Below are 12,235 nucleotides of genomic sequence, written 5' to 3'. Positions count from 1 at the left end.
CCTGCTCGCCCCACTCGTCGTGCGGCACGCCGACGGTGGATGAGTCAGCCACAGCGTCGTGCTTGATCAGCTCGTTGTCGACTTCCTGCGGATAGATGTTCACCCCGCCGGAGATGATCGTCTCGGCGTTGCGGCCGGTGAGGAACAGGTAGCCATCCTCGTCGAAGTAGCCGACGTCGCCCATGGTGAAGTGGTCGCCGACCCGGTTGGCGTTGGTCTTGGCCTCGTCCTTGTAGTAGGTGAAGCCGCCGCCCGGGGGCAGCTGGTGGTAGATGCCGCCGGGGACGCCGGTGGGGCATTCATTGCCCTGGTCGTCGAGGATCTTGGAGCCGAGCAGGGCCGGGCGCTTGCCGACGCTGCCGGGCTTCTTGAGCCATTCCTCGGACGAGATGACGAAGCCCGCGCCGCCCTCGGAGCCGGCGTAGTATTCGCTCAGCACAGGTCCGAACCACTCGATCATCGCGGCTTTCACCTCCGGCGGGCAGGGCGCGGCGCCGTGGACGATGTAGATCACGCTGGAGAGGTCGTATTTCGCCTTCACCTCTTCGGGCAGCGCCAGCAGTCGCTGGAACATGATCGGCACCAGGTGCATGTGGCTGACGCCATGCTGAGCGATCAGCTTGAGGACCAGCTCGGAATCCCACTTGTCCAGGAACACCAGCTCGCAACCCGCGCCCATGGCGCCGCGCACGTCGAAGGCCAGCGGCGCGGCGTGATAGGCCGGTCCGGCGCAGAGCTGCACCGAGGTCTCGTGATCGTAGCCGCGCAGGGCGTAGATCCCCGGCGGCGCCACCATCGGCTGGGCGCGGTAGACGCCCTTCGGCCGCCCGGTTGTGCCGGAGGTGTACATCATGGCGTTGCCGAGGGTGGGGTCGGCGATATCCGAGCCGTCGAGGCCGGCGAGCGCTTCGTCGTAGTTCGTGAAGCCCGGGATCGGACCGCCGATGGCGACCTTGGCCAGGAGCCCCGGGCACTGGGCGACGGCGGCCTCGGAGGAGGCCACGCGCGCTTCGCAGAACACCGCCTTCGCCTCGCAGTCCTTGATGATGTAGGCGATCTCGTCGGCGGTCAGGTGCCAGTTGACGGGGGTGATCCGCCAGCCGGCCCGCTGGGTCGCGACCAGCACCTCGACGAATTCGGCGCGGTTTGAGCAGACCAGCGCCACGGCGTCGCCGGCCTTCAGGCCTTTGGCGCGCAGCAGGCGCACGATGCGGTTGGCCTGGGCGTTGACCATGCCCCAGCTGTGGGTCTTGCCGTCGGGATCGTGGATGAAGGTCGCGTCTGGCTTCAGGGCCGCCCAGACGGCGGTGGTCATGCCGGTCATCCCGGCAGCGGCCAGCCGGTCGTCGAGGCTCACCCCGTCCAGGTCCTGGCGGTCCTTCACGTCTTCCATCAAATCCTCCCGGCGCCTCAGATGAAGCGGCGCGCTCAAATGCTTTTGGAGGCCTTGCGGAGGACGGGACGAAATAATCCGCGTCCCATGTCGAGCCGGGGACCTCACCGCCACCAAATCACGGGAGGAAGCGGGCGACAATTGGGCTTCGCCGCCTGCCGCCGGTCAGTCGTGCTCGCGGGTCAGTTCGCAGACCCAGTTCACCTCCCAGGTCTTGCCGCCGTCCGGCGAGAAGGCCTGCTCCATATGAGCCTCGCTCTGGCCGGTGTGGGACCACTCGTAGCGGATCAGGACCGAGCGGCCCTTCCAGTCCGCGTAGGCGTAGAAGCGGCCTACGCTGCCTTCGAACGCGCCGATCTGGGGTGGTGTGTCCAAGGTCCCCGCGTCCATATCGACCCCGTAGATGCTCCACTGGTGGGACGTCGGATTGTAGATCCGTAGCGTCTGAGCCTTGATGTGCAGATGGTCCTTGGGGGCGTCGACCTCGAAGTCCTCGAGGTTGGCGCTCGTGCCGAACATCTTGTGGTGGTTCGAGCGGCCGTCGTACTCGACCCAGGCAGTGGAGCCGACCAGACGCTCGGGCAGGCGCTTTACGTGGGCCTTCCAGTCGCCGATCAGGAAGTCGAAGTCGTGGGCGCCGTCGTGTTGCGCCGGGGGCGGAAACCGAGCGGGCTGAGCGGGCGCCGGGAACGGGGCGAGCATGGCCGCGGAGAGCAGTGCGGCGGCGGGGCGGTTGGGTCGGAACATGTCGAACCTCGTTTCAGGTCGAGGCGGGACCCTAGAGCTTGACTGCTGACACCCTCCTGTCAGCTGCCGGTCAGGCTAGGCGAAGGCCTTGGCCGCCCAGCGCCAGGCGAAATAGCCGGCGCTGGCGCCGACGCAGGTCAGGATCGTCCCCCAGCAGATGTCGATCAGGGTGATCCGGGTCGCCCAGACCTTCAGCGTCGCCTGGTTGGTGAGGTCGTAGGTGGCGTAGGCGAAGGCGCCGAGGATCGCGCCGGTGAGCGCGGTCTTGCCAAGGCCAGCATCCTTGTTCGGCAGGACCGCCAGCACAACAACGCCCGCCACATACATAAGGTAGAAGACGACCGCTGCGGGAAGCGCCGGCTTGTCAGCGAGCGCATAGTTCAAGGTCGGCCGATAGACCTTCTGCCCGGCGACCGTCAGGTAGATCGCGTCCAGCGCCGCGATGCTGAGGCCCGCGCCCAGGTAGGTGATCAGGTACTTCAGCATTTTTCCTCCGCTGATCCCCGAAGGCGGGGATCCAGGCGGCCTCTGTTGTCATCCCGGACGCCGCAGCCGCGCGACCGGTTCGGCTTGGATCCCCGCTTTCGCAGGGACGAGCGGATTAAGGGTCAGCTGGGCTTCAACCGATAATGGCTGATGCCCCACTCTTCGCCGCCACGGTGGCCGAAGAGGCCGGCGGTGGCCAGGAAGAACAGCCGCCAGCGGCGATGCCAGAGCACGGCCTTGTCGCCGTAGACCGCCTTCAGCACCGGCCGGATGGCGGCGACGTTGCGGTCGTAGCTTTCCAACCAATGCGCCGCGGTCTTTTCGTAATGGGTTCCGCTCCATCGCCAGTCCTGCTCCACCGCGAACAGGTCAGGGAACTGGCGCATCAGGTTGTGGCTGGGCATGACCCCGCCGGCGAAGAAGTGCTGGGCGATCCAGTCGGCCTCGTCCTCCACGTCGAAGCGGTAGGGGCCGGTGCGGTGGGTGAAGATGTGGATGAACAGCCGTCCCTCCGGCTTCAGCCAGGTCTTCACGCGGCCGAGCAAGGCGCGCCAGTTGGCCATGTGCTCGAACATCTCGACGCTGACAACGCGGTCATAGGCGCCTGGCGCCGGCGGCGCAAAATCGTTCATGTCGCAGGTGATGACATCGAGGTTGTCGAGCCCGCGCTCCCGGGCCCGCGCCAGGATGAAGGCGCGCTGGCTTGCGGAATTGGACACCGAGGTAATGCGCGCGTTCGGATAGGCCTCAGCCATCCACAGCGACAGCGAACCCCAGCCGCAGCCGAGCTCAAGGATGGTCTGGCCGTCCCGCAGGTCGGCGTGGGCGCAGGTTTCGGTGAGCGCGCGGTCCTCGGCCTGGGCGAGCGTATCGCCGGGCCCGTAGAGGCAGGAGGAGTATTTCAGCCTGGGGCCAAGGCAGGCCAGGAAGAAGGCGGCGGGGACCTCGTAGTGCTGCTCGTTGGCCGCGTCGGTATGCTCGGCGATGGGGCGCTCTGCCATCTGGCGGGCGAAGGCGGCGTCGGCGTCGGGGCCTGCGGCGGCGGCCTGCCTGCGCGCGCCGGAGACCAGATATTCGATGGCGGCCCTACGCATCGCGTCGGGAAGCGGCGCGCCCTCGAACGCCTGAAGCGCTGTGGAAACGAGACTCATTCAGGTCCTCTAGGCGGATTTGGGCGGGAGCGGGAAGAAGGCGCTGACGCGGGCCTGGTAGGCACGGTAGGCGTCCCCTTTCGACTTCAGCTGCGCGGCCTCCAGAGGCGGGACGCCGCTGACCCGGGTAAGCAGCAGGTACATGACGACCGGGGCCGTGAAGCTCAGCCACGTGATCGCCCGGGCCGGGTCGAAACCGATCACCGGATAGGCCAGCCAGCCCAGCCATTCGAAGAAGTAGTTGGGATGCCGCGACCAACCCCAGAGGCCGACGTCGGCGACCTTGCCCCTGTTGCCGGGGTCAGCCTTGAAGAGCTTCATCTGGGCGTCGGCCAGGCCCTCACCGCTGATGGCGATCAGCAGGACCGCCACGCCCAGCACGTCGCGGAAAGCCAGCGCCGCGCCGGCCGTGCGCGCGGCGACGATCACCGACAAGGCCAGCAGGGCCGAGGCCGGCGCCTGTGGCAGCGTCACGAACAGCATGTTCCGGGCGTAGTCCTTGCCCCAGTCGGTGCGGAACTGGGCGTAGCGCCGGTCTTCCGGATGAGCCGCTACGCGGGGCGCGAGGTAGCCGCCCAGCCGAAGCGCCCAGAGCGCGGCCAGACCCGCCACCAGCCATTGGCGCGCCTGGGGCCCCGCGCCGGCCTGCAGAGGGAACAAAGCGACCCCCGCCAGCGCTGCGCCTGTGCCGAAGGTCCAGAAGACGTCGGTCCAGCCACCGTTCCTCCGCGCCAGGCCATAGCCCCAGGCGCAGACCATCACGACTGTCATGAAGACGAGCGCCGCGAGGGCCAAAAGCCAGATCATGCCGGAGCCACTTTCCACATCAGCCATACGCGGTCATACCTTGGATCGGATGCATCCGCTGGGGGAAGCCTCCCGTAGCTCAAAGAGGCCTCATCGCCCCGGCGACGCGGCCCAGTTTGCTCAAGAGGTCACGTGTGTTCGACTCGGATGAACGTCGTCTACGGATCGCGATCGTAGGGGGCGGGATTGGCGGCCTTTCGGCGGCCTGGCTGCTGTCGAGCCGACACGAGGTGGTGTTGTTTGAAGCGGACGGCCGGCTCGGCGGCCACGCCAACACGGTCGAAGCCCCGAATCAGGACGGCGCGGCGGCCACCCCGGTCGATACCGGCTTCATCGTCTACAATGAGCCCAACTATCCCAATTTCACGGCCCTGCTCGACCACCTCGACGTGGCCTCGATTCCCGCCGACATGGCGCTCAGCGTCAGCCTGGACGACGGCGATTTCGAATACTCCAGCTTCGGCATGAGCGGCGTTTTCGCCCAGAAGAAGAACATCTTCTCCGCCCGCTTCTGGTCGATGCTGCGCGACGTCACCCGCTTCTACCGCCATGGGCCCCGCGACCTGGCCGCGCTGGAGGCGCCCCTGACCTCGCTGGACGACTACCTGGCTCAGAAGGGTTACTGCCAGGCGTTCCGCGACGACCACCTGCTGCCGCAGGCCGCGGCCATCTGGTCGACGCCGCTGGCCGCGATCGGCGCCTATCCGGCCGCCGCGTTGATCCGCTTCTTCCAGAACCACGGGATGATGAGCGTCTTCGGCCGCGGCCTGTGGCGCACCGTCGAGGGCGGCAGCCGGTCCTATGTGCGCAAGCTGACAGCCGCCTTCCTGGGCGAGATCCGCACCGGCGTTCGGGTGACCGGCGTCAAGCGGGTCGCGGGCGGCGTCGACGTCCGCGACGTCACCGGCCATGTGGAGCGGTTCGACGATGTGGTGATCGCCACCCACGGCGACGCGGCGCTGGCGCTGCTGGACGATCCGACGCCGGAGGAGCGCCGCATCCTGGGCGCCTTCAAGTACAGCCGCAACCTGACCGTGCTGCACACCGACCCCAGCCTAATGCCCAAGCGCAAGGCCGCCTGGACCAGCTGGAACCACATCGGCCGTCGGGACAATCCGGAGGACGGTTGCGTCACCTACTGGATGAACCGACTGCAGAGCCTGAAGAGCGCGCAGGACCTGTTTGTGACCCTCAAGCCGACGCGGCCGATCGACCCGGAAGCGGTGATCAAGACCGAGGTCTACGACCACCCGCTTTTCGACGCCGGAGCCATCGCCGCGCAGCGCGAGATCTGGAGCCTGCAGGGCGCCAGGAACACCTGGTTCTGCGGCTCCTACTTCGGTCACGGCTTCCACGAGGACGCACTGCAGGCGGGCCTGGCGGTGGCCGAGCAACTGGGTGGCGTGCGGCGGCCGTGGACGGTGGAGGGCGAGTCTTCGCGCATCCACGTGGCCCCGCCGCGGGAGCCCGTGGGGGCCGCGGCGTGACCGCTTCGGGGCTCTATGCGGGCCTCGTCAGTCATGCGCGGGTCAAGCCGCGCAAGCACAAGCTCGCCTACCGGGTTTTCATGCTGCTCGTCGACCTGGACGAGCTGCCCGATCTGAAGCTGAAGACCCTCGGGATCGGACGCTTCAACCTGTTCGGCTTCGACCCCAAACGGTTCGGGGACGGGTCCGGCCGGCCGCTGAAGGCGCAGATCGAGGCGACGCTCGCCGAAGCGGGCATCCCCGCCGGCGGTCCGGTCCGCATGCTGGCCATGCCGCAGATCCTGGGCCGCGCGTTCAATCCGCTGACCGTCTATTTCTGCCACGCCGCCAACGGCGGCCTCACGGCCATCCTTTATGAGGTGAACAACACCTACGGCGAGCGGCACAGCTATCTGATCCCCGCGCCCAATGCGGCCCTGGTGAAGCAGGGCTGTGGCAAGGCTTTTTACGTCTCGCCGTTCATGGACATGGACCTGACCTACGCCTTCCGGATCCTGCGGCCGGAGGAGCGCGTGCTGGTGGCCGTGGACACCTCGGACGCCGACGGCCTGGTGCTGGCGGCGAGCTTCTCAGGCGAACGGCGCGAGCTGACCGACCGGGAGCTCATCCGCGCTTGGCTGACCCATCCCTGGATGACCCTCGGCGTGGTCGCCGCGATCCACATCGAGGCGCTGCAGATCTGGCTGAAGGGCGAGAAGGTCCGGGTGCGACCGAAGAAGCCTGAGCGGTTCGTCACCGTGGCGCCGGCGGCGAAGCTCGCGGCCTGAACGTGCTTGCGTATAATCTCGCCGCGCCGGGGAGACTGAGGCGATGAGCGACGACAGCCACTTCAGGCCCTGGTTCCGGCCCAAGACCTTCGGCCCGGGGATGACGCCGGCGACCTGGCAGGGCTGGGTCGCCGTCCTGGTCTTTATCGCCCTGCTGATCGGCACGACCCTGCTGGCCGACCCGGCGACGATCAAGCCGCGCGATACGGAGACCTTCATCCACACCAAGGCTGCGCTTGGCCTGAGCGCGGTCCGCCTGTCCCGGCTGGCGCTCTTCGGGCTGCTCGCCGCGGAGATTGCGGCCTTCGTGCTGTTCTGCCGCCGAATGGGCGCGCCGGTCAGGCCCCTCGACTGATCGTTCAAGTTACGAAGGCCGCCCTGAGAGCCTTCTGCGAGCGGCGCTAAGCCTTCAGGAACACATGTACCTCGCCGACGCCGCCAAGCGGGATCGGATCGCGGTCGGCGGTCAGGCCGAGCGGCGCGGCCAAGGGCGCGGGATCGGTGTGGTAGTAGGTCAGCCGCTCGCTGGACTGCCGCAGCACCGCGCCGCGGGCGTCGAGCTCGACATAGTCGATGGTCTGGTCGAGGCGACTGAATTCCTCGCGGAAGATGCGCTCGCGGATGAAGAGCTGGAGCCGCCCGCCGGTGGGCGTCGGCTCGTTCAGCACCGGCCGGCTGGAATCGGCCGGCCCGGGCGCCCGCATGATGTCGACCAGCGGCAGGTGGAAGGCGGCCAGGCCGCCGGCCCTCAGGTGCCGCGACGCGGTGGCGAAGGTGTTTTTCCAGGCCATGCCGCGCGGCACATGGGCCAGGGTGAAATAGGGGCAGATCACCAGGTCGAAGGTCTTCTTCAGGTCGAGCGCGGTCATGTCGCCGCGCTTCAGCTCGACGCGGGCGGCGACGGTAGCCGGCAGGTCGGCCTGCTTGGCGGCCGCCTGGGCCAGCATGGCCGGCGCGATGTCGACGCCCACCACCGTAAAGCCCCGCTCGGCGAGGGCGAAGGCGAGCCGTCCGGTGCCGACGCCCAGCTCGAGGATCGATCCGCCGGCCGGGGCAAGCCGCGAATAGATGTCGAGATCGCCCTCCAGCCGCGTGTCGGCGGCGGTGACTGTGTCGTAGAAGGCCGCGCTCAGGCCCTTTTCGGCATAGTATGGGCGCGTGGTCATGGCGGTCCGTAAGGCGTAACAGTCGAGGTTACGCAACTGTCATGCCCGATGTCGTTGCGCCGGATCAACGGCGGGGCCAAATATCGGCGCATGACTAGGCTCGAGCCTGAGCCTTTGGGGAGCTGAGACTTAACGTGAACCGTTTCCGGACCCGACCCATCGCGAACCGTTGGGCGCGCGTCGCCCTACTGGTGCTCGCACCGCTGTTGCTCGCCGCCTGCGGCTACAACACCATCCCGACCAAGAACCTCGCCGCCCAGGCAAAATGGGCGGAGGTGCAGAACCAATACCAGCGCCGCGCCGACCTGATCCCGAACCTGGTGAACACGGTGAAGGGCTATGCCGCGCAGGAGAAGTCCACTCTGGTGGAGGTGACGGAGGCCCGCGCCTCGGCCACCCAGGTCAAGGTCGACGCCTCGACGATCACCAACCCGGCCCAGTTCCAGCAATACCAGCAGGCGCAGGACAAGCTCAGCGGCGTCCTGGGGCGGCTGATGATGATCCAGGAGAAGTACCCGGACCTGAAGTCGAACGAGAATTTCATGGCCCTGCAGAGCCAGCTTGAGGGCACCGAGAACCGGATCGCCATCGCGCGTCGCGACTACAACGACGCGGTCCAGGACTACAACACGACGCTGGTGACCTTCCCGCAGATCATCTGGGCCAAGACCGGGCACTCCGACGCCAAGCCCATGCAGCTGTTCACCGCCAGCGTTTCGGCCCAGGGCGCGCCGACCGTCAGCTTCGACACCACGCCGCCGCCGCCGCCCTCGGGCACGGCCCCGGGCAGCGCGCCGCCGGCGGCTCCGGCGACGAAATGACCGACCTCGCCCGCGCCCGTCTCCCTCGCGGAGGCGGGCTGCTGATCGCCGTCCTGGCGGCCTTCGCCTTCGTCGTCCTTGCGGCAGGAGGCTCGGCCTTCGCGGCGACGCCGAAGTTCCCGGCGCTGACCGGCCGGGTGGTGGACGACGCCCACATCCTGTCGCCTGCGACGGTGGCGAAGCTGAATGGCGAACTGGCGGGGCTTGAGCAGCAGACCGGTCACCAGCTGGTGGTGGCCACGGTGCCGGACCTTCAGGGGTCTGAGATTGAGGACTACGGCTATCAGCTCGGCCGCACCTGGCAGCTGGGCAAGAAGGGCGTCAACGACGGGGCGATCCTGCTGGTGGCGCCCAAGGAGCACAAGGTCCGCATCGAGGTGGGCTACGGCCTGGAGCCGGTGCTGACCGACGCACTGACCAGCGTGATCCTGCAGGAGAAGGTCCTGCCGGCCTTCAAGCAGGGCCAGATGGAGCAAGGGGTCGTCGCCGGCGCCGAGGCGCTGATCGCCCAGCTCTCCCTGCCCGATGAGCAGGCCAAGGCCAACGTCGCTCAGGCCCAGACGCAGGCGCAGTCCAGGCCCGTGGCCGACCGCAGCGTCGGCCCGCACATCCCGGTGTTGCTGATCCTGTTGATTGTCTTCTGGGTGATCTCCGGCCTGCTCAGGGCCGGCGGCCGCGGCTTTGGCGGCGCCTGGTGGCTGCTGCCCTTCTTCCTGGGCGGCGGCGGACGCGGCGGCGGCTGGGGCGGCGGCGGCGGGGGGGGAGGCGGCGGCTTCTCCGGCGGCGGCGGATCGTTCGGCGGCGGCGGATCGTCGGGGAGCTGGTGATGAAGCGTCTTTCCCCTTCCGACCTGACGGCCATCGAGGCGGCGGTCCGCGAGGCCGAGGCCCGCACCACCGGCGAGATCTACTGCGTGGTCACCGAGGAGAGCGGCCATTACGCCGAGACGGTGATCGCCTGGGCGGCGGGCGTGGCCCTGCTGGGTCCGGCAGTGCTGCTGGCGGCGGGCGTGCACGTGGCCATCCCGGACCTGTTCTCGAGCTGGAGCGCCTCGGACGTGAGTGCGGCCATCGCGCAGGCGGTGCGCAACGCCCTGATCGGCGCCATTGTCGTGCAGGGCGCGCTGTTCGTGATCACCGCCCTGATCGTGGCGATCCATCCCATCCGCCGGGCGCTGACGCCGAAGAGCGTCAAACGCCACCAGGTGCATCGCCGCGCCGCCGAGCATTTCGCCGCCAAGGGCCTGCATCTGACGGAGGCCCGCACCGGGGTGATGATCTTCGTCTCCCTGGGCGAGCGGATGGCCGAGTTGATCGCCGACGAAGGCATCGCCGACCATGTCGAGCCGCACGTCTGGGACAAGGCCATGGCCGCCCTCACCGAAGGGCTGAAGCGCGGCGATCCGGAGGCGGCGTTCGAGGGGGCCGTGCGCCAGTGCGGCGACGTCCTGGCGGCGAAGTTCCCAGCGCCTGCGGGGGAGAAGCCCAACGAACTGCCGGACGCGGTGGTGGTGCTTCCCCACATCTAGCGACTTGAGGCGATCCGCCACACTGGGCCGGCCGGCTCTTAACGATACATCTTCTGGTATTGCCGCACCCTGCCCGCCGCGACAGATTGCGGCCCGGTGTGGCGGGGCAGCAGCCGTTGGACGCTTCGAGCGAAAGAACGCCGGAAGATGATCCCATCGTGCGGTCGGCGGCCGACGCGACGGCTTTGGGCATGGCCTTCCTGCTGGAGACCCGCGGCGGCGGATCAAGGCGCTTCCTGTTCACCGGTCCGCGATGCCAGGCGGTGAACGGCGTGACCGGCGCAGCGGTGATGGCCGACGCCTCGGTCCTCTACGACATGATCCTGCCGGAGCACCGCGTGGCCTTCGCGGCCGCGCAGGCTGAGGCAGAGGCGCAGCTGGAGCCCTTCGATGTCGAGGTCGCCATGCGCCGCGCCGACGGGCAGGTGCGCTGGCATCGCTTCGCCGCCCTGCCGCGGCCGCAGCCGGACGGGGCGATCCTCTGGGACGGCCTGCAGATCGACGTCACCGACCGGCGAAGCATGGCCGCCGCCCTGGTCGAGCAGCGCCGGCGCCTGGAGGTGGCCGTGGAGGCCACGGGCCTCGGCTTCTGGGAATGGGACATCCCGGCCCGCAAGGTCACCTGGTCGGAGCGCAACAAGGCGCTTTACGGCCTGCCGCCCGACGCCGAGCTCACCGTCGAGCGCTACCTATCGCTCGTGCATCCCGACGACATCGAGCAGGTGCGGGCCGCCTTCGTCGGCGCGCGGGACAAGCCCGACGGCGGCGACTATTCGCTGGAGCAGCGGATCATCACGCCGGACGGCGAGATCCGCTGGGTGCTGGTGAACGCCCGGGTGGCCAATGACGCTTCCGGGGAGGCCCGCCTGGTGGTCGGCACCTCGCTGGACATCACCGAGCGCAAGGCGGCCGAAGAGCGGCTGAACCTGCAGATGGGTGAGCTGGCGCACCGGGCGAAGAACGGCATCGCCATCCTGATGGCCATCGTCAGCCAGACCGCCCGCGGCCAGGAGACGGTGGAAGGATTCCTGGACCTGATCATGTCGCGCCTGCAGGCTATGTCGAGCTCGCAGGACCTGGTCACCGCCGCCGGCGGCCACCCGGTGGCGCTGAGCGACGTGATCGCCCAGGCCCTGACGCCGTTCGGACTCGCCCGGGTCGACGTCGATCCGGCGATCGGCGCGGTGACGTTGCGGGGTGAGATGGCCATCGGCATGGGCCTGCTGCTGCACGAGATGGCCACCAACGCGGTCAAGTACGGCGCGCTTTCAAACAGCCGCGGTCGCGTGATCATCGCTCCGGAGGCCGCGCCAGAGGGCCAATCGGCCTTCGCCTGGCGCGAGAACGGCGGTCCGGAGATCACCCAGCCCAACCCGCCGGGCTTCGGGACGCGGCTCCTGCAGATGGTCCTGCGGCCCCAGGGCGGCGAAGTGAAATTCAGCTTTGAGCCCGCGGGATTCCGCGCGCATGTGGAATTTCCAACCGTCCGGTAGTCAATCCACATAACGCTCTTTTCTTGCTGGACGACCCCTTGCGGCTGTAACTTCCGCGCACCGGTCAAGGGAGACGGCGTCATGGCCTTCAAGCTCAACGTCAACGGCAAGGTCATGGAGGCCGATGTCGACGCGGACACGCCGCTCCTCTGGACGTTGCGTGACACGCTCGGGATCACCGGTCCGAAGTTCGGCTGCGGCATCGGCGCCTGCGGCGCCTGCACCGTGCACATCGACGGCAAGCCGGTCAGAAGCTGCACCCGGCCGGTCTCGACGGTCGGCGCCGGGGCGATCACCACCATCGAGGCGATGGAGAACCATCCGATCGGCAAGAAGGTGCAGGCCGCCTGGATGGACCTCGACGTGGCCCAGTGCGGCTACTGCCAGCC

14 protein-coding genes are annotated in these 12,235 nt (G+C 68.3%); 8 read left to right on the top strand and 6 right to left on the bottom strand.

What is annotated here, in order from left to right:
- From E8A12_RS20930 to E8A12_RS20910, 5 genes are all read right to left on the bottom strand, one after another.
- Positions 1-1,393 (bottom strand): AMP-binding protein (locus E8A12_RS20930; protein ID WP_293372480.1); only part of this gene is annotated, 1,393 nt, incomplete at its 3' end.
- A 165-nt stretch (positions 1,394-1,558) separates the two neighbouring features.
- Positions 1,559-2,140 carry a DUF1579 domain-containing protein gene (locus E8A12_RS20925; RefSeq protein WP_293372478.1) on the bottom strand — a complete coding sequence of 194 codons (582 nt, stop codon included), beginning with the start codon at positions 2,138-2,140 and terminating at the stop codon, positions 1,559-1,561.
- A gap of 75 nt (positions 2,141-2,215) precedes the next feature.
- The gene (locus tag E8A12_RS20920) at positions 2,216-2,626 is read right to left on the bottom strand and encodes a DUF2177 family protein (RefSeq protein ID WP_293372476.1); all 411 of its coding nucleotides are present in this window, start codon (positions 2,624-2,626) and stop codon (positions 2,216-2,218) included.
- A 122-nt stretch (positions 2,627-2,748) separates the two neighbouring features.
- Positions 2,749-3,777, bottom strand: a complete 1,029-nt coding sequence (locus E8A12_RS20915; protein WP_293372474.1) for a cyclopropane-fatty-acyl-phospholipid synthase family protein — start codon at positions 3,775-3,777, stop codon at positions 2,749-2,751.
- A gap of 9 nt (positions 3,778-3,786) precedes the next feature.
- Positions 3,787-4,584 carry a DUF1295 domain-containing protein gene (locus tag E8A12_RS20910; RefSeq protein WP_293372472.1) on the bottom strand — a complete coding sequence of 266 codons (798 nt, stop codon included), beginning with the start codon at positions 4,582-4,584 and terminating at the stop codon, positions 3,787-3,789.
- A 134-nt stretch (positions 4,585-4,718) separates the two neighbouring features.
- Between E8A12_RS20910 and E8A12_RS20905 the strand changes: the two genes are divergently transcribed.
- From E8A12_RS20905 to E8A12_RS20895, 3 genes are read left to right on the top strand one after another with little or no spacing between them, the layout of a single operon-like run.
- A complete protein-coding gene (locus tag E8A12_RS20905) occupies positions 4,719-6,071 on the top strand; it encodes an FAD-dependent oxidoreductase (protein WP_293372470.1) in 1,353 nt (450 codons plus the stop codon).
- Positions 6,068-6,838 (top strand): DUF1365 family protein, encoded by a 771-nt coding sequence (locus E8A12_RS20900; protein WP_293372468.1) that lies wholly within the window; start codon positions 6,068-6,070, stop codon positions 6,836-6,838. Before E8A12_RS20905 ends, E8A12_RS20900 begins: the two co-directional genes overlap by 4 nt.
- Before the next feature lie 43 nt (positions 6,839-6,881).
- Positions 6,882-7,193 carry a hypothetical protein gene (locus E8A12_RS20895; RefSeq protein WP_293372466.1) on the top strand — a complete coding sequence of 104 codons (312 nt, stop codon included), beginning with the start codon at positions 6,882-6,884 and terminating at the stop codon, positions 7,191-7,193.
- A gap of 46 nt (positions 7,194-7,239) precedes the next feature.
- Here the strand turns inward: E8A12_RS20895 and E8A12_RS20890 are convergent, their stop codons facing one another.
- Positions 7,240-8,004, bottom strand: a complete 765-nt coding sequence (locus E8A12_RS20890) for a class I SAM-dependent methyltransferase (RefSeq protein ID WP_293372465.1) — start codon at positions 8,002-8,004, stop codon at positions 7,240-7,242.
- Between the two features lie 134 nt (positions 8,005-8,138).
- Here E8A12_RS20890 and E8A12_RS20885 point away from each other — a divergent pair, with 134 nt between their 5' ends.
- From E8A12_RS20885 to E8A12_RS20865, 5 genes are all read left to right on the top strand, one after another.
- Positions 8,139-8,825, top strand: a complete 687-nt coding sequence (locus E8A12_RS20885; RefSeq protein ID WP_293372463.1) for a LemA family protein — start codon at positions 8,139-8,141, stop codon at positions 8,823-8,825.
- On the top strand, positions 8,822-9,652 hold the full coding sequence (locus E8A12_RS20880) for a TPM domain-containing protein (RefSeq protein WP_293372461.1): 831 nt from the start codon (positions 8,822-8,824) through the stop codon (positions 9,650-9,652). The genes E8A12_RS20885 and E8A12_RS20880 overlap by 4 nt, the downstream gene beginning before the upstream one ends.
- Positions 9,652-10,353, top strand: coding sequence for a TPM domain-containing protein (locus E8A12_RS20875; RefSeq protein WP_293372459.1), 702 nt, complete (start codon positions 9,652-9,654; stop codon positions 10,351-10,353). The genes E8A12_RS20880 and E8A12_RS20875 overlap by 1 nt, the downstream gene beginning before the upstream one ends.
- Before the next feature lie 158 nt (positions 10,354-10,511).
- Complete coding sequence (locus E8A12_RS20870; protein ID WP_293372457.1) at positions 10,512-11,846, top strand: PAS domain-containing protein; 1,335 nt, start codon at positions 10,512-10,514, stop codon at positions 11,844-11,846.
- A gap of 81 nt (positions 11,847-11,927) precedes the next feature.
- The coding region (locus E8A12_RS20865) for a 2Fe-2S iron-sulfur cluster-binding protein (RefSeq protein ID WP_293372455.1) at positions 11,928-12,235 on the top strand (308 nt) is incomplete at its 3' end.

The organism is Phenylobacterium sp. (genome assembly GCF_004799395.1).
In the GTDB taxonomy this organism is placed as follows: Bacteria; Pseudomonadota; Alphaproteobacteria; order Caulobacterales; family Caulobacteraceae; genus Phenylobacterium.
The sequence above is the reverse complement of the archived record's forward strand: the minus strand, read 5'-3'. Positions and strand labels throughout refer to the sequence as shown.